Consider the following 23,241-nt stretch of genomic DNA (forward strand, 5'->3'; position numbering starts at 1 on the left):
CTGCTGTCGTAGTTCGGGTGGCCACGCAGCCGGGTGCGGACGGCCGGGTGTCCACTTCGAATCTACCTGCGGCGACCGACAGCGCTTGCCCTCGGGGGGCCAGGGGTGGGTCAGGCCGGGGGTTCCGTGCCGTCCACGCCGGGGCCCCCGGTGTCCGTGTCCTCGGTCTCCGTCAGGACGGGGGAGGCGTGGTGGGACCAGATCTTCCAGCCGTCCGGTGTGTCGCGGAACACGTTGGTCGCGACGACGAGCTGGCCGACGAGGGGGCCGAGCTCGGCCCCGTCCTCGGCCGGTCCGCCGCTCAGGATGTTCTCGGTGCACGTGACGACGGCGGTGCCGCCGGACAGGGAGATCCTGAGGTCGGTGAGGAAGAACTGGATGTATTCGGTGTTGGCCATGATCAGGGCGTACGAGCGGAGCACCTCGCCGCGGCCGGTGAGGACGGGCCAGCCGGGGTGGACGCAGCTGATGGGGGTGGCCCCGTCGTCGAGCCAGAGGGCGGAGACCGCTTCGAAGTCGCCGGACTCCATCGCCTCGTAGAAGGCGGTGTTGACGGCTTCCACGGCCGCCCGGTCGTCCTGGCGATGGCTGCCGGTCACCTGGCTCCCTCGACGGCGCGTGCGACGCGTACGGCGTCTGCGGTGGCCCTGACCTCGTGGACGCGGACGGCCCAGGCGCCTTCGTGGGCGGCGATGGCGGAGACGGCGGCGGTGGCGGCGTCGCGCTCGCGGGCGGGGGGCGGGGTGGCGCCGTCGCGGGTGAGGACGTGGCCGAGGAAGCGCTTGCGGGAGGCGGCGACGAGGAGGGGCCGGCCGAGGGCGCGGAGCTCGGGGAGGTGGGCGACGAGGGCCAGGTCGTGGGGGGCGAGCTTGGCGAAGCCGAGGCCGGGGTCGACGACGATGCGCTCGGGGGCGACGCCGCCGGCGACGACGGCGTCCAGGCGGGTGCGGAGTTCGGTGACGACCTCGGCGACGACGTCGTCGTACACGGCGAGGTCGTTCATGTTCTGGCTGAAGCCGCGCCAGTGCATGACGACGAAGGGGACCTCGGCGGCGGCGACGGCGGGGACCATGCCGGGGTCGGCGAGTCCGCCGCTGACGTCGTTGACGAGTACGGCTCCGGCTTCGACGGCGCGGGCGGCGACGCTGGCGCGCATGGTGTCGACGGAGACGGTGACGCCTTCGGCGGCGAGGCCGCGGACGACGGGGACGACGCGGCGGAGCTCTTCCTCCTCGTCGACGCGGCTGGCGCCGGGGCGGGTGGACTCGCCGCCGACGTCGACGAGGTCGGCGCCCTGGGCGACGAGGTCGAGGCCGTGTTTGACGGCGGCCGTGGTGTCGAACCAGCGGCCGCCGTCGGAGAAGGAGTCGGGGGTCACGTTGACCACGCCCATGACCGCGCAGCGGTCCCACTCCGGCAGGCCCTGGGCTGTGCCGCGGTCGATCGTCTTACTCATGTCTCCAGCCTAGGGCCCAGGGCCTGCCGGGGTGGGATCAGGCGGCTTGGACCTCGCGCTCGGCGGGGGCGGGTGCCGTGGTGAGCGTGGGGACGATGTGGGCGCAGGGGCGCGGGGTGCGGGGCGGGCGGCGGTGCGGGAACAGGCGGGGGAGGGAGACGGTGACGAATCCTTCGGCGCGCATGGCGGCGAGGCCGATGCGGGGCAGGTCGCGGCTCTTGCGGTAGACGACGAAGCGGGGTTCCCAGCGTGGCCGGAACTTGGCGTTGAACTTGTAGAGCGACTCGATCTGGAACCAGCGGGAGAGGAAGACGAGGAGTCCGCGCCAGACGCGCAGGACGGGTCCCGCGCCGATCTTCTCGCCGCGTGCGAGGGCGGCGCGGAACATCGCGAAGTTGAGGGAGACGCGCTCGATGCCGAGGGCGGGGGAGGCCTGGAGGGCGGCGACGATGAGGAGTTCGTTCATGCCGGGGTCGGCGGAGCGGTCGCGGCGCATGAGTTCGAGCGACATGCCGTCCGGGCCCCAGGGCACGAAGTGGATGATCGCCTTCAGGTCTCCGTAGGGGGAGGCGGGGTGGGCCGGGTCGTCGGGATCGTCCTTGTGGGCGGTGGCTATGACGGCGTCTCCGTCGCCGGCGGCGCCGATGCGGCCGAGGGCCATGGAGAAGCCGCGCTCGGTGTCGGTGCCGCGCCAGTCGGCGGCGGCGCGGCGGACTCGTTCCAGCTCTGCGTCGTCGAGGTCGCGGACGCGGCGGACCTGGGTGGTGTAGCCGTTGCGTTCGATGCGCTTGACCATCTGGCGGACGTTGCGCATGGCGCGGCCCGAGAGGGAGAAGTCGGCGACGTCGACGATCGCCTCGTCACCCAGTTCGAGGGCGTCGAGGCCGGTCTCGCGGGTCCAGACCTGGCCGCCGGTCTCGGAGCAGCCCATGACGGCGGGGGTCCAGGAGTGGGCCTTGGCCTCGTCCATGAAGCGTTCGATGGCGCCGGGCCAGGCCTCGACGTCGCCGATGGGGTCGCCGCTGGCGAGCATCACGCCGGAGACGACGCGGTAGCAGACGGCGGCCTTGCCGCTGGGGGAGAAGACGACGCCCTTGTCGTGGCGGAGGGCGAAGTGGCCGAGGGAGTCGCGGCCGCCGTGCTGGTCGAGGAGGGCGCGCAGTCGGGTCTCGTCGTCGTCGGTGAGGAGGGCGGCCGGGTGCTCGGGGCGGAAGGCGAGGTAGATGGTGGTGAGGGCGGTGAGCATGCCGAGGGCGCCGAGGGAGTAGCCGACGGTCCAGTCGACGCCGCGGGTGTAGGCGACGGGGCCTTCGACGCCGAAGAGTCCGTACAGGACGTGTTCGAGGCGGTCGGTGAGGCTGGGGTCGCCGACGACGCGGCGGGGGTGGGCGCTGACGATGACGAGGCCGAGGGCGATGGATCCGGCGCCCATGACGACGAAGTTGGCGAGTGCCCGCCAGCGGCTGCGCGGGTCGGGGAGGGCGGCGAACTCGTCGCGGTGGCGCAGCAGGAGGGCGAGGAGCGCGAGGGAGAAGAGGGCGCCGATGACGGAGTGGCGCCAGACGAACTGGGCGGCGGCGCCGATGGGGAGGAGGACGACGGCGGCGCGCCAGGCCCGGCGCTTGTGGCGCTTGAGGCCGTGGGCGAGGAGCAGGAGGAGGACGCCGGCGCTGAGGGAGAGGGCGGCGGAGAGGGGGCCGAGGGTGCCGGGGAGGACTTCGGCGATCGCGTGCATGCGGCTGGCGCGGAAGCGGGGGAAGACTCCGGCGGCGATGTCGATGAGGCCGATGAGGGTGCAGGCCGTGCCGACGAGGGCGGGGACCTTCTCGGGGCGGGGGCCGCGCAGAATCCGGCGTACCTGAACCGGAACCAATCGCGATTTGTCCCCATCTACCGTGACAGACATGGCTTCCCGTACTTCCCGTGGTCCTGCGAGGGGTCTCTGACTCCGGCCGGGCCCTGCGGCGCGTTCGGCGGGCCGTACCGGCTGGTGCGCTCTCTAGGACGGAGTGGCGCGGAGCCGGGTTCATCGGTTCACAGGAAATTCTTGGAAAGAAGGCTCGGGCGTCTCATGGGGCTCATCAGCAACAAAGTCCTCGTGCTGGCCGTGGTGCTGGCCGTGGCGCTGTTCCTCGTCACCGTCTGGCTCTGGCCGCGGCTCGCGCGGCGCGGCTGGCGTGCGGTCGTGGGGCGGGTGGGGTTGCTGCTCGTGACCCAGGTGGCGCTGTTCGCGGCGGTCGGTCTCGCGGCGAACCGTTCCTTCCTCTTCTACGGCTCCTGGGCCGACCTGTTCGGGCAGGAGCAGGACATGGGGGTGGTCGTCGACCACTCGGCCGCCGCGAAGGACGTGCAGGTGGTGGAGAAGCAGGGGCTGAAGGTGCCGGGCGGGTCCCGGCCGGAGGTCGGCGGCCAGATACAGAAGGTCGTCGTCAAGGGGGAGCGGTCGGGGATCACCTCGCCGGCCTACGTCTACCTGCCGCCGGAGTACTTCCAGGAGCGGTACGCGAAGAACACGTTCCCGGCGTCGGTGGTGCTCACCGGCTACCCGGGCACGGCGGAGAACCTGCTCAAGGGCCTGAAGTACCCGAGGACGGCGTACACCCAGGCGAAGGCCGGGAAGATGCAGCCGATGATCCTGGTGATGCTGCGTCCGACGGTGGCGCCGCCGCGGGACACCGAGTGCGTGGACATTCCGGGCGGCCCGCAGACGGAGACCTTCTTCGCCGAGGATCTGCCGAAGGCGGTCTCGGAGACGTACCGCGTGGGGACGAAGCCCCGGAACTGGGGCTTCATGGGGAACTCGACCGGTGGGTACTGCGCGCTGAAGATCGCGCTGCACCACCCGGACCGGTACGCGGCGGGGGCGGGCTTCTCGGCGTACTACAAGGCGGCGGAGGACGTGACGACGGGCGACCTCTTCCACGGCGACGACCGGCTGCGGAAGCGGGGGAACCTGCTGTGGAGCCTGGACCACCTGCCGCAGGGGAAGTCGTCGTTCCTGGTGACGACGTCGAAGCAGGGCGAGGGCAATCTGAAGGGGACGCTCGACTTCATCAAGAAGGTGAAGAGCCCGGCGCGGGTCTCGTCGATCACGCTGGAGAGCGGCGGCCACAACTTCAACACGTGGAACCGCGAGATCCCGCCGGGTCTGGTCTGGATGGCGGGGCGGCTCAGCGCGGCCTGACGCTCAGTCGGCGGTGGCCCTGCGCAGGGCGCGGTGGACCCCCTCCGGGGTGAGGACGCCGACCGAGCGGCCGTCGGCGCCGGTCACGGTGAGCCGGCCGGTGTCGTGCTGGAGGAGTACGGCGAGCGCGTCCTTGAGGGAGGTCCCGAGGGGTACATGGGTACCGTCTTCGTATTCCTCGGGCCCTCCGGCGTCCCCTTCGCGGCTTCCCTTCCAGATGTCGAGGTCGGCCTCGGTGACGGGCGTGACGGCGAGCCGCTTGAGCCCGCGGTCGTTGCCGACGAAGTCCGCGACGTACGGGGTGGCGGGGGAGCCGAGCACGGTGGCGGGGGTGTCGAACTGCTCGATGCGGCCCTGCCCGTAGACGGCCATGCGGTCGCCCATGCGGACGGCCTCCTCGATGTCGTGGGTGACGAGGAGGACGGTCTTGCGGACGGTGGCCTGGAGCGCGAGGAACTCGTTCTGGAGGCGCTCGCGGACGACGGGGTCGACGGCGCCGAAGGGCTCGTCCATGAGGAGGACGGGCGGGTCGGCGGCGAGCGCGCGGGCGACGCCGACGCGCTGGCGCTGTCCGCCGGAGAGCTGGGCGGGGTAGCGGGAGCCGTAGACGGCCGGGTCGAGGCCGACGAGGTCGAGGAGTTCGGCGGCACGCGCGCGTGCGGCGGCCTTCTTCCAGCCGAGGAGGGCGGGGACGGTCGCGGTGTTGTCGAGGACCGTGCGGTGGGGGAAGAGCCCGACCTGCTGGATGACGTAGCCGATCTTGCGGCGCAGGGCGACCGGGTCGACGCCGGCGATGTCGCGGCCGTCGACGAGGACGCGCCCGGAGGTCGGTTCGACGAGCCGGTTGACCATCATCATCGTGGTCGTCTTGCCGCAGCCGGACGGCCCGACCAGGGTGACGAGTTCGCCCTCGGCGACCTCGAAGGAGAGGTCGTCGACAGCCGTGGTGCCGTCCGCGTACCGCTTGGTCACGTGCTCGAACCGGATCATGGTTCCCCATTCTGGCCCCTGGTCGCCGGGGGTGTGTGAAGGGCGTGTTGCCGCATTGTGGCGGATCCCGGTGATTGTCGGTGGCGAGGGTTAGGGTCGTCATACATACGTTCGGAGCGAGCGGACGACCCGGGGGGAGGGGCGGATGAGCACGCCGAACTGTCTGGTCACCAACGACTGGATATGCGGGGAGTATCTGCGCACGCGCAGCGAAGACCTGACGGAGGCGACCCTCCAGCATGTGGGAATCACGGTCGTGTCCGTGCTCCTCGCGCTCCTCGTCGCGGTGCCGCTGGCGCTGCTGGTGCGGGCGAGGCCGCGGTTCGCGGGCCCGGTCCTCGGGCTGACGACCCTGCTCTACACGGTGCCGTCGCTTGCGATGTTCTCGCTGCTCCTGCCCGTCTTCGGGCTCTCGGCGGCGCTCGTCGTGACCGGCCTCGTGCTGTACGCGCTGACGATCCTCGTGCGGAACACGCTGGCCGGGCTCGACGCCGTGCCGGCCGAGACGCGCGAGGCCGCCCGGGGCATGGGGTACGGCTCATGGCGCCTGCTGTGGCAGGTCGAACTCCCACTGGCGCTGCCGGTGTTGATGGCCGGCATACGGATGGCGACGGTCTCCACGATCGCGCTGACGACGGTCGGCTCGGTCGTCGGCCGCGGCGGGCTCGGCAATCTCATCGAGGACGCCCTGCCGACCTTCTTCAAGGCGCAGGTGCTCGCCGCCTCCGTGCTGTGCGTGCTGCTCGCCGTCACCGCCGACCTGCTGCTCCTGGGGCTCCAGCGGCTCCTCACCCCGTGGACCCGGATACGGACCGCGCCGGGGGGTGCGTGAGGTGGAGATCGTGACGGGCGCCTGGGCCTGGCTCACCACCGGCGCGCACTGGACCGGCGAGGAGGGCATCGGGCAGCGGCTCGCGGAGCACGTGTACGTCAGCGGGGCGGCCCTGCTGATCGCCTCGGCGGTCGCGCTGCCGCTCGGGCTGTGGCTCGGCCATCTCGGCCGGGGCGGGGCGCTCGCGGTGAACGTGGCCAACGTGGGCCGGGCGGTCCCCGTCTTCGCGGTCCTCGCGCTGTTCATGGTCTCGCCCCTGCGGAACGCCGGCTATGTGCCGACCGTCGTCGCCCTCGTCCTCTTCGCGATACCGCCGCTCCTCACCAACGCGTACGTGGGGGTGCGGGAGGTGGACCGGGCCGCGGTGCGGGCCGCGCGGGGCATGGGGATGACGGGCGGTCAGGTGTTCCGGCGCGTCGAACTGCCGCTGGCGGGGCCGGTGGTGATGACCGGGGTGCGTTCGGCGGCGGTGCAGGTCGTCGCCACGGCGACGGTCGCCGCGATGGTCGGCCAGGGCGGCCTCGGCCGGATCATCACGGCCGGCTTCGCCCTCTACGACACGGCACAGGTGGTCGCGGGCGCGGTGCTGGTGGCCCTGCTCGCCCTCCTGGTGGAGGCGGTCCTCGCGGGAGCGGACCGGCTCCTGACGAACAGGCGAACAAGCGAATGAACGACCGAACGACCTGCTGAAGTTGATGACGGAGATGGGTGGTCTTGTGAACAGGGTCTCGCGTGTCGCGGGTGCGGTGCTGGGGACGACGGCGCTGGCCGTCGCGCTCGCCGCGTGCGGTGGTGACAGCCTGGAGGGGGGCAGGAAGAGCTCCGGCGGCACCGGCGGCGCCTCCGCGGGGGCGGAGAAGGGCTCGCTGGTCGTGGGCGCGGCGGCCTTCACCGAGTCGAAGGTGCTGGCCGAGCTGTACGCCCAGTCGCTGCGGGACGCCGGATACTCCGCATCCGTCACCACCGTGAAGAATCGCGAGTTGTACGAGCCCTCCCTGGAGAGCGGCGAGATCGACGTCGTACCGGAATACGCCGCGACGATCGCGGAATTCCTCAACGCGAAGGTGAACGGCCCGAAGGCGCCCGAGGACAAGCCGGTCGCTTCCGGTGACGCGGACGCGACGGTCGAGGCGCTGCGGAAGCTCGCCGAACCGCGTGGTCTGAAGGTGCTCGCGGTCGGCGGGGCCGTCGATCAGAACGCCTTCGCGGTGACCGAGGAATTCGCCGAGAAGAACAAGCTGAAGACCCTTTCCGATCTCGGCCGCGCGAAGATCAAGGTGAAGATCGCGGCCGGTGACGAATGCGCGGTGCGGCCGTTCTGCGCGCCCGGTCTGAAGAAGACGTACGGGATCGACGTGGCCGGCATCGACCCCAAGGGGGTCGGGACACCGCAGGCCAAGCAGGCCGTCAAGGACGGGGTGGACCAGCTGGTCCTGACGACCACCACGGACGCCACGATCGAGAACTTCGGGCTCGTCTTCCTGGAGGACGACAAGAAGCTGCAGAACGCGGACAACGTCCTGCCCGTGGTCAACGCCAAGGACGCCGGCGCACCCGGGATAGCGGCCGCCCTCGACAAGATCACCAAGGTCCTGACGACAGCGGATCTCGCCGAACTCAACCGCAAGGTGGATGCCGAGCGGGCGAAGCCGGAAGACGTCGCCAAGGACTATCTGACGGCGAAGGGGCTGCTCAACAAGTAGGTCCAAGGTGGGGGGAGTCGGCCCGAAACGGAACCGGAAGGGTTGATCACCACTTCTTCTGGCGAGAAGTGGCCAAGAGATTGCCGGGCCGACACCCCACATGGCGCCTACGCACGGTAAATTTCAGGCCATGCCACGTGGACGCCACCGCCATTCCCCGCCTCTGCACAAGCTGCTGCCGCCCTCCGCGGTCGCAGGCGCCGCGGTCGTGTGCGCCGCGGTCGTCTGGCTGCCCGGAGATCTCCTGGTCGTGCGGCTGCTCGCGGTCGCCGCCGCCGCGGCCGCCGTCACCGGCGCCGTCCTCATGCGCAGTTGGGACCGGAGCGCCGGCGCCCGCGTCGCCGAGCTGAACCGGGCCCGCACCGCCGACCAGTGGAAGGCCGAGGAGCGGGTCGCCGAGCTGGAGTCCGACCTGGAGGAGTCCCGCGGCCTGCGGACGCGGCTCGACGCCAAGCTCCGCGCCAAGCGCGTCGAGCTCGCCGCGCTGCGCGGCGAGCACGCCGACCTCCTCCGCCGGTACGCCACCGCGGAGACCGAGCGCGCGAGCGCCCTGGAGGGCCGCCGCGTCCTCGCCCTGGAGGCGACCACCACGGCCGAGGGGGCCGGCACCGGGGCGAAGGCCCTGCCCGCCGCCGGGTCCGCGCCCACCCCGGAGGCGTACCGCAAGGCCGCCCAGGCCCTGCGGGACCTCCCGCGCAACGCCGTGGCCCAGCACGCCCGGCGCACCGCCGAGGCGGCCCGCGCGCGGGACCTCGCCGAGCGGGCCCGCGAGACGGAGGAGCCGCAGGGGAAGCACGCGGCGGCCGCCGGGACCGAGCAGCACAGCCGTACGGCCGCCCCCGCCCTCGGGCCCGCCCCCGGGCAGGCGGCACTGCCCGCCGCGCCCTCGACGGAGGACTCGGTCCCGAACTCCGAGGCCGGCCAGGCCGATCAGGCCACCGAGCGCGCCGAGCCCGCCCCCGTCGCACCCACCGGGACCCCCCGCGTGCCCGCCGTCCAGCGGGCCGCGGCGATCGTCCCCTACGCGGCCCGCAGGCCCGTCCCCCGCCCCGAGGGCGGTTTCGACTTCTTCGGTACGCAGAAGGTGGCGGCGGCCATCGAGGCCGTGCAGAACACCGACCTCGCCGACGTCGTGGGCGAGGAGGTCCTCGAAGAGGCCCTGGCCGCCGAGACCCCGTTGCTCGTCCCGCTCCCTCCCCTCGCGCCGCCGGCGCCGGCGGCGCCCCGGACGATCGGCGAGGTCATCGACCTGACCGCGCACGACGAGACCGAGCAGCTCGACGTGGCCGAACTGCGCGGCGCGGTCAACTCGTGACGTACCGCCTCGCCCTCCTCACGGCGGCCGAGGCGGCCCGACGCCGCGAGGAACTGATCGCCCTGTGCGCCCAGGCCTTCGGCGGATCCCCCTGGCACGAGCCCCCGCTCGGCGCCGTACGCACCGTGGACCGGCTGCTCGACAGCGCCGCGCGGAAGGGCGACTTCTGCGCGGCCGCCGCGTACGCCGCCGACGAACCCGACGATGCCGGCGCCGCCCTGCTCGGCTTCGCGGCCGGATGGACCGACACCGCGCTGTCCGGCGGCGAGCCCACCTTCGAACTCGCCGAGCTGGTCGTCGCCCCCGGCCACCAGGGCCAGGGCATCGGCAGCTCCCTCCACGACGGGCTGCTGGTGGTCGGGTCGCCCGGACCGGCCCTGCTCATGACCCTCGACGTACCGGAACTGACGGACCGGTACACGCGCTGGGGCTGGCAGGTCGTGGACCGCCGGCGCCCCGGCAAGGAGCAGCGCGACTACGTGGTGATGCGCCGGGCCTGAGCCCCGGCCTGCCTACTTGTCGATGTCGCCGACGACGAAGAACAGCGAGCCGAGGATCGCGACCATGTCGGCGACGAGCGTCCCCGGCAGCAGCTCGACCAGCGCCTGGATGTTGTTGAACGACGCCGAGCGGAGCTTCAGCCGGTACGGCGTCTTCTCGCCCTTGGAGACCAGGTAGTAGCCGTTGACGCCGAGCGGGTTCTCCGTCCAGGCGTACGTGTGCCCCTCCGGCGCCTTCAGCACCTTCGGCAGCCGCTGGTTGATCGGCCCCTGCGGCAGCTCGGCGATCCGGTCCAGGCAGGCGTCCGCCAGGTCCAGGGCGTTGTGGGTCTGGTCGAGCAGGCACTCGAAGCGGGCCAGGCAGTCGCCCTCCTCGCGCACGGCGACCCGCAGCGTGTCCTGGAGCTCCCCGTAGGCCAGGTACGGCTCGTCGCGGCGCAGGTCGAAGTCGACGCCCGAGGCGCGGGCGATCGGCCCGGACACCCCGTACGCGTGGACCGCGGCCTGCGACAGGACGCCGACGCCGCGCGTACGGCCCCGGAAGATCTCGTTGCCGAGGACCAGCCGGTCGTACACGTCCATCCGCGAACGGACGTCCGCGACGGCCTGCCGCGCCCGCCCGAGCCAGCCGGCGGGCAGGTCCTCCTTGAGGCCGCCGACCCGGTTGAACATGTAGTGCATCCGGCCGCCGGAGACCTCCTCCATCACGGCCTGGAGCTCCTCGCGCTCCCGGAAGGCGTGGAAGACCGGGGTGATCCCGCCCAGTTCGAGGGGGTACGAGCCGAGGAACATGAGGTGGTTGAGGACCCGGTTCAGCTCGGCGAGGAGCGTACGGGTCCACACGGCGCGCTCGGGGACCTCCATGCCCAGCATCCGCTCGACGGCCATGACGACCCCGAGCTCGTTGGAGAAGGCGGAGAGCCAGTCGTGACGGTTGGCCAGCATGATGATCTGCCGGTAGTCACGCGCCTCGAAGAGCTTCTCGGCGCCGCGGTGCATGTAACCGATCACCGGCTCGGCCTGCTGGACGACCTCGCCGTCGAGGACGAGCCGGAGCCGGAGCACGCCATGGGTCGAGGGGTGCTGCGGGCCGATGTTCAGCACCATGTCGGTGCTCTCCGCCGCGCCGCCGATTCCGACCGTCGTCTCCGTCATGCGGGACAGTATCCCCTGCCCCGCGCCCCCGGCCCACGGGTCACCCGGCGGCGGGCCCGACCCGCTGGACCAGCCAGTGGAAATCGCCCAGACCGCCGCGGGCGGTCAGCTCGGCGGCCTCGCCGGCGGAGGCGAGCGCGCGGACGTAGCCGGCGGGATCGGCCGAGGCCATGGAGAGCGGCGGGCGCCCCCCGGACACCCCGAGCCGGTGCAGGGCCTCCCGCTGGGTGAGCAGCTCCCCGTCCCCGCCCCCCGCCGCCGCGCACGCGTCCACCGCCACGTGGGCCGTCACGTCGCAGCCGCCGTCCGGGACCGGCGGGACCTCGCGGCCGGCCCGGAAGCCCGTCAGGGTGCCGAAGGGCGGCCGGGAGTCCCGTACGTGCCCGTAGTCGACGGCCACCGCGCGGCCCGCCGCGAGCGATCCCACCGCCGCCGCCCACGCCGCGTCCCGGGGGCGCCCGATCTCGGCCCGCGCGCCGGGCTCCCGCAGCGGCCACCAGCGGGCCAGCCACTCCGCGTCGGGGCCCGCGACGGGCGCGGCGAGCCGCTCCGTACCGTCGGCGCGGACCTCCACGTACCGGGCGACGCCCGCCGCGTCGGCCTCGGCCACGTCCACCGGCACGTTGTCGAGCCACTCGTTCGCGAAGAGGAGCCCGCGCACGCTCCCCGGCTCCGGCAGCCGGTCCGTCCAGACGATCCGCTCGTCGAGCCCCGCCGGACGGGCCGCGCGCTCGACCGCGTACGCCCGGACGTGGAGACCCGTGCCCGCGGTCGCCGTCAGCACCGCCGTCAGCAGCTCACCCCGGCCCGCGCCCACGTCCACGAGATCGACCCCGGCCGTCCCCAGCTCCTCCGCGACCTCGCCGAGCAGCCGGGCCACGGCCCCCGCGAAGAGCGCGGAGGCGTGCACCGACGTACGGAAATGGCCCGCGGGTCCCTCGGGGCGCAGATAGAAGCCCCCCGGGCCGTACAGCGCCCGCTCCGTGGCCTCGCGCCACCCCTGCCACTGACACGTCTCACCCGTCACCTCATCCGTCACGGGCCCCAGTCTCCACCTCGGGGAGTACGGTCCGGTCGTCAAGGATCGGCCCAACGGTTGATCCCTGCACCTATCGGCCTTCCCTACTCTGGGTGACGTGCAGCGCCTCTACGACTTCATCCGCAGACACCCGACGGGCGTCGACACCTTCTGGGCCGTCGTCCTCCTCGGGGTCTCCCTGCTGTGGGTGGGGACGACCTACCCTGCGGTCGGCAACCCCCTCGCGTTCGGGGTGGTCGCGGTGCTCTTCTCCCTGGTCGTGGCCCTGCGCCGACGCGCCCCGGAGAAGATGCTGCTGCTGTCGGTCGCCCTCGGCCTCGGCCAGCTCGCCTTCGGCCTGGAACCGTTCGTCGCCGACTTCGCCATGCTCGTGATCGTCTTCACGGTCGCGGCGCACGACGGACCCCGCTGGGCGTCCCGCCTCGCGCTCGCCGGCGGACTGAGCGCGGCCACGCTCTCGCAGCTGAGATGGCCCATGGACGGCATCGACTCCCTCGCGGCCACGATCTTCTTCACCGTCATCATGACCGTCCCCTTCGCCCTCGCCTGGGTCCTCGGCGACTCGCTCCGCACCCGCCGCGCCTACTTCGCGCAGCTGGAGGAGCGGGCCTCCCGCCTGGAGCAGGAGCGCGAGGCCCAGGCCAAGGTCGCCGTCGCCGCCGAGCGGGCCCGGATCGCCCGCGAGCTGCACGACGTCGTCGCGCACAACGTGTCGGTGATGGTCGTCCAGGCCGACGGCGCCGCCTATGTCATGGACTCGTCCCCCGAGACCGCCAAGCAGGCCCTGGAGACGATCTCCACCACGGGCCGGCAGGCCCTCGCCGAGATGCGCCGCCTCCTCGGCATCCTGCGCACCGGCGAGCACCAGGAGGCCGGCGAGTACGTGCCCCAGCCCGACGTACGGCAGATCGAGGACCTCGTCGAGCAGGTCCGGGGCGCCGGCCTCACCGTCGACTTCGCGATCGAGGGGAGCCCGCGCCCGCTGCCCAGCGGCGTCGAGCTCACCGCGTACCGGATCGTGCAGGAGGCGCTCACCAACACGCGCAAGCACGGCGGTCCCGACGTCGGCGCGAGCGTCCGGCTCGTCTACTTCGACGACGGCCTCGGGCTGCTCGTCGAGGACGACGGCCGGGGCGCACCGCAGGAGATGTACGAGGACGGCGGCGCCGACGGGCGCGGCCATGGTCTGATCGGGATGCGCGAGCGGGTCGGCATGGTCGGCGGCACGCTGGACGCGGGGCCGCGCCCCGGTGGTGGTTTCCGGATCAGCGCCCTGCTTCCCCTCAAGCCCGCTCACTAGAAGAGGATCTTCCTGACATGTCCATCCGCGTGATGCTCGTCGACGACCAGGTGCTGCTGCGTACCGGTTTCCGCATGGTGCTCGCCGCCCAGCCGGACATGGAGGTCGTGGCGGAGGCTGGCGACGGGGTCGAGGCCCTTGAGGTGCTCCGCTCCACGGCGGTCGACGTCGTCCTGATGGACGTGCGCATGCCGAAGCTGGACGGGGTGGAGACGACCCGGCGGATCTGCTCGCAGCCGGGCGCGCCGAAGGTGCTGATCCTGACCACCTTCGACCTCGACGAGTACGCGTTCTCGGGGCTGAAGGCGGGCGCGAGCGGCTTCATGCTGAAGGACGTGCCGCCGGCGGAGCTGCTCGGCGCGATCCGGTCGGTGCACAGCGGCGACGCGGTGGTGGCGCCCTCGACGACCCGTCGGCTGCTCGACCGCTTCTCGCCGATGCTGCCGTCGACGGGCAAGGAGACGCGGGCCGTCGACAGTGCGCTCGCGCGGCTCACGGACCGGGAGCGCGAGGTGATGATGCTGGTCGCGCAGGGCCTGTCGAACGGTGAGATCGCGGCGCGGCTCGTCCTGTCGGAGGCGACGGTGAAGACCCACGTCGGCCGGATCCTCACCAAGCTGGGCCTGCGCGACCGGGTGCAGGTCGTGGTCCTCGCGTACGAGTCGGGCCTGGTCCGCGCGGGCGGCGGCGCGTGACCTTCTAGCGCAGCACGCTCTCCAGGAAGTCGCTGCCGAGCCGCGCGACGACGGACACGTCGAGCTGGTGGAGGACGTACCGGCCGCGGCGCTGGGTGGTGATCAGCCCGGCCTTCTTCATGACGGCGAGGTGCCGGGAGACCTCCGGGGCGGTGATGTTGTACGCGTCGGCCAGCTCGCTCGTCGTGTTCGAGCTGCGGGCCAGGCTGCGGCAGAGCCGCATGCGCATGGGGTGGGCGATGGCCTCCAGGCGCAGTTTGACCTCCTCGGTCGCGGCGGCGCCGCCGAGGTCGCGGGCGGGCACGGGGTACTGGACCACCGGATGCCAGCCGGGTGCGTACGGGGCGAAGAGGTGCGGCCAGCCGAAGGCGGTCGGCAGGAACGTCACGCCCGAGCCCTCGGCGCTCGTGTGCCCCTGGACCAGCTTGTCGACGACGATCCGGGAACCCCGCTCGTCCTCCTCCAGCGTCATCGCCGACGAGGCGGCGGAGACGGCGTCGGCGAGGCCCTTGCGGCGCATCAGCTCGGTCTTGTGGCGGGCGTCGGCGGCGAGCTGCACGCCGACCCGGCGCCAGGTGTCGGCGAAGAACGCCTCGTCACAGTCCTCCAGGAGCCGCCGGATCCACGCGCGCGTGCCCGGCGGGTCGGCGAGCATCCGCTCCACGAAGGCCGCCTGCCGGGGCCCGCGCGCGGCGGCCAGGTCGAGGGCGCGGCGGCGCATCCGCTCGTCGACGAGCGGAGAGGGCGCGCCGTTCTTGTACTTGCTGTTGCAGGAGATCTCCAGTGCCGCGCCCACGAACGTCTCGTCGTCCAGGCGGTCGAGGTCGTCCAGCTCCTCCGTGAGGGTGTCCCGGGGCCGCGCCGGCAGCAGGATGTCCGCGCGGGTGGAGTTCCACATGAAGTCGGCCTCGTGGAGCCGGTCGGCCAGCTCGGGCTCGAGCGCGGCGGCGGTCGTGGTCGTCCAGGCATGGAGCCGCGGGTGGTGCGCGGGCTCGGAGAGGGCGTGCAGGGCGGCACCCAGCTCGGCCAGGGGCGAGGGGCAGAAGAGGATGAGCTCCTGCGGCAGTCCGGTGATGTCGATCGTCACGCTCACGCCCCCATGGTGCGGGGTGCGGCGGGGATGGTGTCGCGCCGTTTGACGAGGACCGTCAATCGGCGCGCCGGACCGCCGCGGCGCGGCGCACGGTGAGGGCATGAACGCGCTGCACCAGTACCTCTTCGACACCTACCGCGCCACCCGGCTCGGCGAACCGCTGCCACCGGCGCCCGGCACCCACGACGTCACCGTCCTCCGGGCGGTCCGCGACCGCCGCCGCTTCGAGCGGGTGGTCGCGGGCCGCCCGGCGCACCGGGCCCTTCGCACGGCCCTTCGCACGGCCCTGCGCCGCCGGCTGCGCCCCCGCTCCTGCTGACGGGGCTGACGGGGCGGGGGGATGTCCGGGGCGGTCAGGCCGCGATCCGGGACAGGAAGTCCCGTACCGCCGCCCGTACGTCCTCCGCCGTCCACTCGAGACCGGGCCGCGTCACGGTCAGCTCCGTCACGGCGACCCCCGGCGGGCCGCCCGCGCCCGGGCCGAACCAGCGGCGGAAGAGGGCGGTTCCGGTGGCCTCGGTCTGGGCGGCGGCCGCGGCCGTCAGGACCTCGGGGTCGTAGGGGAGCCAGACCTGGAACTGGTGGGTGTGCGGGACCTCCGGGTGGACCCGGGACCAGCCCACGCCCGCCGCCGCGAACTCCTCCCGCACCGCCTCGGCCACCACGCGCGCGTGCCGCACGTACGAGGGCAGCAGGGGCAGCTCGGCGGCGAGGCCGCGGAGCGCGGAGAGGGCCGCCGGGTACTGCTGGGCGACCAGACCTCCGTACCGGTGCCGCCAGACCCGCGCCTCCTCCATGACGTCCTCGGGACCCGCGAGCGCGGCCCCGGACAGGCCGCCGAGGGACTTGTAGAACGAGACGTACACGCTGTCGGCGAGCCCCGCGATCTCGGGCAGCCCACGGCCGAAAACCGTCGTGCACTCCCACAGGCGCGCCCCGTCGAAGTGGACGACCGCGTCCCGCTCCCGGGCCGCCTCGACCACCTCCGTCAGCTCGTCCCAGGACGGCACGACGAAGCCGGCGTCGCGCAGCGGCAGCTCCAGCATCAGCGTCCCGAAGGGCTCCGGGTGGTCGCGCACCTCCTCGGCCGTCGGCAGCCGCGGCGCGTCGGTCAGGTGGACCGTGCGGAGCCCGGAGACGGCCCCGAGCGCCCCGCCCTCGTGGACCTCGGGGTGGGCGAGCGGGTGGAGGGCGACGACGGGGCTGCCGGTGCGCCCGGCCCAGCAGCGCAGGACGACCTGCTGGGCCATCGTGCCGGTCGGGAAGAAGACGGCGGCGGGCATGCCGAGCTCCTCGGCCACGCGCCGCTCGACCTCCTCCACGAGCCCGTTGCCGTACATGTCGACGGGGCTGTCCGCGTGGCCTTCGCGCTCCGCCCACTCGACGAGCTCGCGCAGCCGCTGCCCGACCGTCCCTTCGACGGAGGTGTGCCACAGCCTCCGCTCGGCGCCGGCCCAGAGCTTCGCCCGGTACAGCCGGAGCGCTTCCTCGTCCGCCGAATCCACGGAAACCACGGAATCCACGGGGTCGACGTCTGCATCCACGTCTGCATTCACATCTGCGTTCACGTCCATGGGGTGATCATCACACCGCCGCCCACAGCCTGTGGACAGCCACGGGAGGAGCGCGAAACGCTGGCGTAGCATGACCAGAAATCGTCCGGTACCCGCCGAGGACTGGAACGGAAGGCCGTCCCCATCGTGAACGCACCAGCAGCGCCAGAGCCGCGACCAGAGCCCCGCCCCGAGGACCGTCCCGCCCGGCTCACCGTCGGAGTGGTCGGCGCGGGCCGTGTGGGCCCCGCCCTCGCCGCCTCGCTCCAGCTCGCGGGCCACCGCCCCGTCGCCGTATCGGCGGTCTCCGACCGCTCCCGGCGCCGCGCCGCCGAGCTCCTGCCCGACGTCCCGGTCGTCGAGCCCGCCCGCGTCCTCGCGCTCGCCGATCTCGTCCTCCTGACGGTCCCCGACGACGCCCTGCCGGGTCTCGTCGAGGGCCTCGCCGACACCGGAGCCGTACGGCCGGGACAGCTGCTCGTCCACACCTCCGGGCGGTACGGCGTACGGGTCCTCGACCCCGCCCGCCGGGCCGGCGCGCTCCCGCTCGCCCTGCACCCCGCCATGACCTTCACCGGCACCGCCGTCGACGTCCAGCGCCTGGCCGGCTGCTCCTTCGGGGTGACCGCGCCCGAGGAGCTGCGGCTCGCGGCCGAGGCCCTGGTCATCGAGATGGGCGGCGAGCCCGAGTGGATCGCCGAGGACGCCCGTCCGCTCTACCACGCGGCCCTGGCCCTGGGCGCGAACCACCTGGTCACCCTGGTGGCCCAGTCGATGGAGCTGCTCCGCAAGGCGGGTGTCGCCGCGCCCGACCGCATGCTCGGCCCCCTCCTCGGCGCCGCCCTGGACAATGCCCTGCGGTCCGGGGACGCGGCCCTCACCGGACCCGTCGCGCGCGGTGACGCCGGTACGGTCGCGGCCCACGTCGCCGAGCTGCGCAAGCACGCGCCCGGCACCGTCGCCGGCTACCTGGCGATGGCCCGCACGACCGCCGACCGGGCGCTCGCGCACGGCCTGCTCAAGCCCGAGCTCGCCGAGGACCTGCTGGGCGTGCTCGCCGCCGACAGCACCACCGCCGCCGACGGGCCGCGAGGAGACGACCGATGACCCTGTTCGCCCGGAAGAGCGCCGAGGGCGGCCGGTCCGCCCGCCACGAGCCCGCCGAGCTCGTCCCCACGGTCGACGACCTGGAGTACGCCCGCGCGCACCACGGCGCCCCCGGCCGCAACGCCGTCGTCATGACCATGGGCGCCCTCCACGAGGGCCACGCCACCCTGATCCGCGCCGCCCGCGAGCGCGTCGGCGCCCAGGGCTTCGTCGTCGTCACCGTCTTCGTCAATCCGCTCCAGTTCGGCGCCGGCGAGGACCTCGACCGCTACCCCCGCACCCTCGACGCCGACCTGGAGCTGGCCTTCGACGCCGGGGCGAGCGTCGTTTTCGCGCCTTCCGCCGACGAGGTCTACCCGGGCGGCGAGCCGCAGGTCCGGATCACCGCGGGCCCCATGGGCGAGCGCCTCGAAGGCGCCTCCCGGCCCGGCCACTTCGACGGCATGCTGACCGTCGTCGCCAAGCTCCTCCACCTCACCTCGCCCGACCTGGCCTTCTTCGGCCAGAAGGACGCCCAGCAGCTGGCCCTGATCCGCCGCATGACCCGCGACCTGAACTTCCCGGTCGAGATCGTCGGCGTGGAGACCGTCCGCGAGACCGACGGCCTCGCCCTCTCCAGCCGCAACCGCTACCTGTCGGCCGAGGAGCGCCGTACGGCCCTCGCGCTGTCCGGTGCGCTGTTCGCCGCCCGTGACCGGCTCGCCGCCCAGGAGGCGCTGCGCGCGCGTGCCGCCTCCCTGCCGGGCGCCCAGGGCCGGGGCGAGACCCGCGCGGAGGCGCTCTCGCGGCTCGGCGAGGCCCGGGCCGCCGCCGACGCCCACGCGGTCGCGCAGGCGGCCGAGCGCGGCGGCGCCGAAGCCGTCCGGGCCGCGGCCCTGGCCGTCCTCGACGGCGCGGCGAAGGCCGAGCCGCCGCTCACCCTGGACTACCTGGCCCTGGTCGACCCGGCCGACTTCACCGAGGTCGCCGACGACCATGACGGCGAGGCGGTCCTCGCGGTCGCCGCGCGGGTGGGGACCACGCGGCTCATCGACAACATCCCCCTGACCTTCGGAGCCACCAAGTGACCGGAATACGGCTGCACGCGCCCGCGCCGGGCTGGGCCATCGACGCCGATGTCGTCGTGGTCGGCTCGGGCGTCGCGGGCCTCACCGCCGCCCTGCGCTGCACCGCCGCCGGGCTCCGTACCGTCGTCGTCACCAAGGCACGGCTCGACGACGGCTCCACCCGCTGGGCCCAGGGCGGCATCGCCGCCGCGCTCGGCGAGGGCGACACCCCCGAGCAGCACCTCGACGACACCCTCGTCGCCGGCGCCGGGCTCTGCGACGAGGAGGCCGTACGCCTGCTCGTCACGGAGGGCCCCGAGGCCGTGCGCCGCCTCATCGCGACCGGCGCCGACTTCGACAAGACCGCCGACGGCGAGATCGCGCTGACCCGGGAGGGCGGCCACCACCGCCGCCGGATCGCGCACGCCGGCGGCGACGCGACCGGCGCCGAGATCTCCCGCGCCCTCGTCGAGGCGATACGGGACCGGGGCGTCCGCACCATCGAGCACGCCCTCGTCCTCGACCTCCTGACGGACGCCGAGGGCCGGACGGCGGGCGTGACCCTGCACGTCATGGGCGAGGGCCAGCACGACGGCGTCGGCGCCGTCCACGCCCCCGCCGTGGTCCTGGCCACCGGCGGCATGGGCCAGGTCTTCTCCGCCACCACCAACCCCGCGGTCTCCACCGGCGACGGCGTCGCGCTCGCGCTGCGCGCCGGGGCCGAGGTCTCCGACCTGGAGTTCGTCCAGTTCCACCCGACGGTGCTCTTCCTGGGCGCCGACTCCGAGGGCCAGCAGCCGCTGGTCTCCGAGGCGGTCCGCGGCGAGGGCGCCCACCTGGTCGACGCCGACGGGGTCCGCTTCATGCTCGGGCAGCACGAGCTGGCCGAGCTCGCGCCCCGCGACATCGTCGCCAAGGCGATCATGCGGCGGATGCAGGAGCAGGGCACCGAGCACATGTACCTCGACGCCCGCCACTTCGGCGCCGAGATGTGGGCGGAGCGCTTCCCCACGATCCTGGCCGCCTGCCGCCTCCACGGCATCGACCCGGTGACCGAGCCGATCCCGGTTGCCCCGGCGGCGCACTACGCCTCCGGCGGCATCCGCACGGACCTGCGCGGCCGGACCACGGTCCCGGGCCTGTACGCGTGCGGCGAGGTCGCCTGCACGGGCGTCCACGGCGCCAACCGGCTCGCGTCGAACTCGCTCCTGGAGGGCCTGGTCTTCGCCGAGCGGATCGTCGAGGAGATCACGGCCGCCGCACCGCGCGTGCCCGGCGCCGCCGTGCCGCACCCGGCCCCGGTGACCCTGCCCCTGCCGGTCGCCGGAGCCCGTACCCGTATCCAGCGGGTCATGACGGCCGGCGCGGGCGTGCTCCGCTCCGCGAGCAGCCTGCGGGAGGCCGCCGTGGCCCTCGACGACCTGCACAGCGACGCCCTGGCGGGCGGCAGCGACGACACCAAGTCGGCCGAACCCGGCGTGGAGTCCTGGGAGACCACCAACCTGCTGTGCGTCGCCCGCGTCCTGGTCGCCGCCGCCCGCCGCCGCGAGGAGACCCGCGGCTGCCACTGGCGCGAGGACCACCCCGACCGGGACGACACGGCCTGGCGGCGGCACCTCGTCGTCCGCCTCACCCCGGAGCGGACCCTCGACGTCCGCACCACCGACACCGCTGACTTCCCCCCGACCGCCGACGCCCCAGGGAGCCGTAAGTGACCACGCCGAGCACGCCCGAGGAGAGCCGTCCCGAGCCCGTGGACGTCCCTCTGATCCAGATCAGCGCCGCCCCCACCGCGGACGCCGAGGCCGGCGGCTGTGGCGACGGCTGCGGCTGCGGCGGTGCGGAGGAGTTCGAGTGCGGGCTCGACCCCGCGCTCGCCGAACTGCTCGCGGCCGCCGGCCTCGACCCCGTACAGGTCGAGGACATCGCCCACCTCGCGATCGCCGAGGACCTCGACGGCGGCGTGGACGTCACGACCGTGGCGACCGTCCCCGAGGACGCCGTCGCCACCGCCGACTTCACCGCCCGCGAAGCCGGTGTCGTCGCCGGTCTGCGGGTCGCCGAGGCCGTCCTGTCGATCGTGTGCGCGGACGAGTTCGAGGTCGAGCGGCACGTCGAGGACGGCGAGCGCGTCGAGGCCGGTCAGACGCTCCTCAGCGTCACCGCCCGCACCCGCGACCTGCTCACCGGCGAGCGCAGCGCGCTCAACATCCTCTGCCGCCTCTCCGGCATCGCCACGGCCACGCGCGCGTGGGCGGACGCCCTGGAGGGCACGAAGGCCAAGGTCCGCGACACCCGCAAGACGACCCCGGGCCTGCGCGCCCTGGAGAAGTACGCGGTGCGCTGCGGCGGCGGCGTCAACCACCGCATGTCGCTCTCCGACGCGGCCCTCGTGAAGGACAACCACGTGGTCGCGGCCGGTGGCGTGGCGCAGGCCTTCAAGGCCGTCCGGGAGCTGTTCCCCGAGGTGCCGATCGAGGTCGAGGTCGACACGATGCACCAGGTCCGCGAGGTCCTGGACGCGGGCGCCGACCTGATCCTGCTCGACAACTTCACCCCGCTGGAGACCGAGGAGGCCGTCGCGATCGTCGCGGGCCGCGCCGTCCTGGAGTCCTCGGGCCGGCTGACGCTGGAGACCGCGGCGGCGTACGCGGCGACCGGCGTCGACTACCTGGCGGTCGGCGGCCTCACCCACTCCTCCCCGATCCTCGACATCGGCCTCGACCTGCGCGAGGCGGCCGTCTGATGCTGCTCACCATCGACGTCGGCAACACCCAGACCGTCCTCGGCCTCTTCGACGGCGAGGAGGTCGTGGAGCACTGGCGCATCTCCACGGACCCGCGCAGGACCGCCGACGAGTGGGCGGTCCTGCTCCAGGGCCTCATGGGCATGCACCCGCTGCTCGGCGTCGAGCTGAGCGACGGCATCGAGGGGATCGCCATCTGCGCGACGGTCCCCTCGGTGCTGCACGAGCTGCGCGAGGTGACCCGCCGGTACTACGGGGACGTGCCGGCGGTCCTGGTGGAGCCGGGCGTCAAGACGGGCGTCCCGGTCATCACCGACAACCCCAAGGAGGTCGGCGCGGACCGCGTCATCAACGCGGCCGCGGCGGTCGAGCTGTACGGCGGTCCGGCGATCGTCGTCGACTTCGGTACGGCGACGACGTACGACGCGGTCACCGCGCGCGGCGAGTACGCGGGCGGGGCCATCGCGCCGGGCATCGAGATCTCGGTCGAGGCGCTGGGCGTGAAGGGCGCCATGCTCCGCAAGATCGAGCTGGCCCGCCCGCGGAACGTGATCGGCAAGAACACGGTCGAGGCGATGCAGTCGGGCATCATCTACGGCTACGCGGGCCAGGTCGACGGCGTCGTCGCCCGCATGAAGCGCGAGCTCGTCGGCCCGAACGGCGACCCCTCCGACGTCACCGTCATCGCCACGGGCGGTCTCGCCCCGATGGTCCTCGGCGAGTCGACGGAGATCGACGAGCACGAGCCCTGGCTGACCCTGATCGGCCTGCGGCTGGTGTACGAGCGGAACGTCTCGCGCATGTGAGGGCCCTTTCGGTGGCGATCATTCCGGCGCGCCGGAATGATCGCTAAGAGAAAATTGTCCGATTAGCGCGTATCGTCGGCCCATGCCCACGCCATACGGATCTCGCGGCGGCATGGCATTCAGTGCGGACGAGCTGCGTGTGCTCCGAGGCGCCCTTGCCATCGCCCTCCACCCTGCCCCCCTCCAGGACGAGGACGTCCAGGACTGCCTGCGCCTGGCCGAATCCGTGGACGAGGCGGTACGCGAGGCCGGCCGGCTGCGTGCCTTCCTCCTCGACGACCTGGCCCGCTACCGAGAAGCCCTCCCCGGATCGCTCGCCGGCTATCTGAGCCTCCTCCGCGACGCCCTGGCCGCCGGGTACGACCCCGCGGCCGACGACCTCGCCGCCCTGCGGGCCCTGCGCGCCAACCCCGCAGCCGCCGAGCTGCTCGCCCGCTGCCAGATCCTCGCCGAGCGCTCCGTACGCGCCCGGCTCGCCCGGGTCTCCCAGGCGACGGGCTCCACCGCCCCCGTCACCGCCGGTGCGGCGCTCGCGCCCAGGACGCGGCTGCTCGCCCTCCCCGGCGGACGCGCCGCGGCCGACGAGCCGAAGCCGAACCCGCCGTCCGGTCCCACCCCCGGTGACCGCCCCGTGCCCAAGCCTTCCGAGGTCTTCCCGCCGCGCCGACGCCCCGTACCCCCGCCCCCGCCCGAGGAGCGGGTCGCCGGATAGCTACTCTGG

Annotated in this window: 23 protein-coding genes; 15 read left to right on the forward strand and 8 right to left on the reverse strand. The window is 73.4% G+C overall.

All coding sequences use genetic code 11. From position 1 onward, the window contains the following. Window positions 1–110 precede the first annotated feature (110 nt). The 3 genes from DEJ46_RS22140 to DEJ46_RS22150 are packed head-to-tail and all read right to left on the reverse strand — an operon-like array spanning window position 111 to window position 3,362. Window positions 111–599 (reverse strand): nuclear transport factor 2 family protein, encoded by a 489-nt coding sequence (locus DEJ46_RS22140; RefSeq protein WP_150268955.1) that lies wholly within the window; start codon window positions 597–599, stop codon window positions 111–113. Beyond that, window positions 596–1,456 carry a dihydropteroate synthase gene (gene folP / locus DEJ46_RS22145; protein ID WP_150268957.1) on the reverse strand — a complete coding sequence of 287 codons (861 nt, stop codon included), beginning with the start codon at window positions 1,454–1,456 and terminating at the stop codon, window positions 596–598. Before folP ends, DEJ46_RS22140 begins: the two co-directional genes overlap by 4 nt. A gap of 37 nt (window positions 1,457–1,493) precedes the next feature. Further along, complete coding sequence (locus DEJ46_RS22150; RefSeq protein WP_190622813.1) at window positions 1,494–3,362, reverse strand: phosphatidylglycerol lysyltransferase domain-containing protein; 1,869 nt, start codon at window positions 3,360–3,362, stop codon at window positions 1,494–1,496. Window positions 3,363–3,527: 165 nt separating this feature from the next. On the opposite strand from DEJ46_RS22150, the gene DEJ46_RS22155 reads away from it, so the two are divergent. After that, window positions 3,528–4,640 (forward strand): alpha/beta hydrolase, encoded by a 1,113-nt coding sequence (locus tag DEJ46_RS22155; protein WP_150268961.1) that lies wholly within the window; start codon window positions 3,528–3,530, stop codon window positions 4,638–4,640. A 3-nt stretch (window positions 4,641–4,643) separates the two neighbouring features. Here the strand turns inward: DEJ46_RS22155 and DEJ46_RS22160 are convergent, their stop codons facing one another. Next, the gene (locus DEJ46_RS22160) at window positions 4,644–5,630 is read right to left on the reverse strand and encodes an ABC transporter ATP-binding protein (protein ID WP_150268963.1); all 987 of its coding nucleotides are present in this window, start codon (window positions 5,628–5,630) and stop codon (window positions 4,644–4,646) included. Window positions 5,631–5,775: 145 nt separating this feature from the next. Here DEJ46_RS22160 and DEJ46_RS22165 point away from each other — a divergent pair, with 145 nt between their 5' ends. From DEJ46_RS22165 to DEJ46_RS22185, 5 genes are all read left to right on the forward strand, one after another. Next, window positions 5,776–6,462: an ABC transporter permease gene (locus tag DEJ46_RS22165; protein WP_150268965.1), complete on the forward strand. Its 687-nt coding sequence runs from the start codon at window positions 5,776–5,778 to the stop codon at window positions 6,460–6,462. A 1-nt stretch (window position 6,463) separates the two neighbouring features. Next, a complete protein-coding gene (locus DEJ46_RS22170; RefSeq protein WP_150268967.1) occupies window positions 6,464–7,132 on the forward strand; it encodes an ABC transporter permease in 669 nt (222 codons plus the stop codon). A 34-nt stretch (window positions 7,133–7,166) separates the two neighbouring features. After that, window positions 7,167–8,165 (forward strand): ABC transporter substrate-binding protein, encoded by a 999-nt coding sequence (locus tag DEJ46_RS22175; RefSeq protein WP_190623249.1) that lies wholly within the window; start codon window positions 7,167–7,169, stop codon window positions 8,163–8,165. A gap of 130 nt (window positions 8,166–8,295) precedes the next feature. Continuing rightward, window positions 8,296–9,480, forward strand: a complete 1,185-nt coding sequence (locus DEJ46_RS22180) for a hypothetical protein (protein WP_150268969.1) — start codon at window positions 8,296–8,298, stop codon at window positions 9,478–9,480. Then, window positions 9,477–9,980, forward strand: a complete 504-nt coding sequence (locus tag DEJ46_RS22185) for a GNAT family N-acetyltransferase (protein WP_150268971.1) — start codon at window positions 9,477–9,479, stop codon at window positions 9,978–9,980. The genes DEJ46_RS22180 and DEJ46_RS22185 overlap by 4 nt, the downstream gene beginning before the upstream one ends. 12 nt (window positions 9,981–9,992) lie before the next feature. Here the strand turns inward: DEJ46_RS22185 and DEJ46_RS22190 are convergent, their stop codons facing one another. Both DEJ46_RS22190 and DEJ46_RS22195 read right to left on the reverse strand, forming a co-directional pair. Further along, window positions 9,993–11,135 (reverse strand): NADH-quinone oxidoreductase subunit D, encoded by a 1,143-nt coding sequence (locus DEJ46_RS22190; protein ID WP_150268973.1) that lies wholly within the window; start codon window positions 11,133–11,135, stop codon window positions 9,993–9,995. Between the two features lie 40 nt (window positions 11,136–11,175). Next, window positions 11,176–12,174 carry an SAM-dependent methyltransferase gene (locus DEJ46_RS22195; RefSeq protein WP_223834950.1) on the reverse strand — a complete coding sequence of 333 codons (999 nt, stop codon included), beginning with the start codon at window positions 12,172–12,174 and terminating at the stop codon, window positions 11,176–11,178. 97 nt (window positions 12,175–12,271) lie between these two features. On the opposite strand from DEJ46_RS22195, the gene DEJ46_RS22200 reads away from it, so the two are divergent. Both DEJ46_RS22200 and DEJ46_RS22205 read left to right on the forward strand, forming a co-directional pair. Beyond that, window positions 12,272–13,474, forward strand: a complete 1,203-nt coding sequence (locus DEJ46_RS22200; protein ID WP_150268975.1) for a sensor histidine kinase — start codon at window positions 12,272–12,274, stop codon at window positions 13,472–13,474. A 17-nt stretch (window positions 13,475–13,491) separates the two neighbouring features. After that, a complete protein-coding gene (locus tag DEJ46_RS22205; protein ID WP_150268977.1) occupies window positions 13,492–14,169 on the forward strand; it encodes a response regulator in 678 nt (225 codons plus the stop codon). Window positions 14,170–14,173: 4 nt separating this feature from the next. Here the strand turns inward: DEJ46_RS22205 and DEJ46_RS22210 are convergent, their stop codons facing one another. Then, window positions 14,174–15,256 (reverse strand): DUF5937 family protein, encoded by a 1,083-nt coding sequence (locus DEJ46_RS22210; RefSeq protein ID WP_223835488.1) that lies wholly within the window; start codon window positions 15,254–15,256, stop codon window positions 14,174–14,176. Window positions 15,257–15,362: 106 nt separating this feature from the next. On the opposite strand from DEJ46_RS22210, the gene DEJ46_RS22215 reads away from it, so the two are divergent. Next, window positions 15,363–15,581: a hypothetical protein gene (locus tag DEJ46_RS22215; protein WP_150268981.1), complete on the forward strand. Its 219-nt coding sequence runs from the start codon at window positions 15,363–15,365 to the stop codon at window positions 15,579–15,581. A gap of 34 nt (window positions 15,582–15,615) precedes the next feature. Here DEJ46_RS22215 and DEJ46_RS22220 read toward each other — a convergent pair whose 3' ends face one another. Next, entirely contained in the window at window positions 15,616–16,767 is a 1,152-nt protein-coding gene (locus tag DEJ46_RS22220) for a threonine aldolase family protein (RefSeq protein WP_223834952.1), read from the reverse strand. 195 nt (window positions 16,768–16,962) lie between these two features. Here DEJ46_RS22220 and DEJ46_RS22225 point away from each other — a divergent pair, with 195 nt between their 5' ends. From DEJ46_RS22225 to DEJ46_RS22250, 6 genes are all read left to right on the forward strand, one after another. Then, window positions 16,963–17,922, forward strand: coding sequence for a Rossmann-like and DUF2520 domain-containing protein (locus tag DEJ46_RS22225; RefSeq protein ID WP_150268984.1), 960 nt, complete (start codon window positions 16,963–16,965; stop codon window positions 17,920–17,922). Next, window positions 17,919–18,989, forward strand: a complete 1,071-nt coding sequence (panC, locus tag DEJ46_RS22230) for a pantoate--beta-alanine ligase (protein ID WP_150268986.1) — start codon at window positions 17,919–17,921, stop codon at window positions 18,987–18,989. The genes DEJ46_RS22225 and panC overlap by 4 nt, the downstream gene beginning before the upstream one ends. After that, complete coding sequence (locus tag DEJ46_RS22235) at window positions 18,986–20,683, forward strand: L-aspartate oxidase (protein ID WP_150268988.1); 1,698 nt, start codon at window positions 18,986–18,988, stop codon at window positions 20,681–20,683. Before panC ends, DEJ46_RS22235 begins: the two co-directional genes overlap by 4 nt. Continuing rightward, complete coding sequence (nadC, locus tag DEJ46_RS22240) at window positions 20,680–21,714, forward strand: carboxylating nicotinate-nucleotide diphosphorylase (protein ID WP_150268990.1); 1,035 nt, start codon at window positions 20,680–20,682, stop codon at window positions 21,712–21,714. Before DEJ46_RS22235 ends, nadC begins: the two co-directional genes overlap by 4 nt. Beyond that, complete coding sequence (locus DEJ46_RS22245) at window positions 21,714–22,520, forward strand: type III pantothenate kinase (protein WP_150268992.1); 807 nt, start codon at window positions 21,714–21,716, stop codon at window positions 22,518–22,520. Before nadC ends, DEJ46_RS22245 begins: the two co-directional genes overlap by 1 nt. A 112-nt stretch (window positions 22,521–22,632) precedes the next feature. After that, window positions 22,633–23,232: a hypothetical protein gene (locus DEJ46_RS22250; RefSeq protein WP_190622816.1), complete on the forward strand. Its 600-nt coding sequence runs from the start codon at window positions 22,633–22,635 to the stop codon at window positions 23,230–23,232. The last annotated feature ends 9 nt before the right edge of the window (window positions 23,233–23,241 follow it).

Origin of the sequence: Streptomyces venezuelae (assembly GCF_008642375.1) — a bacterium.
GTDB lineage: Bacteria > Actinomycetota > Actinomycetes > Streptomycetales > Streptomycetaceae > Streptomyces > Streptomyces venezuelae_G.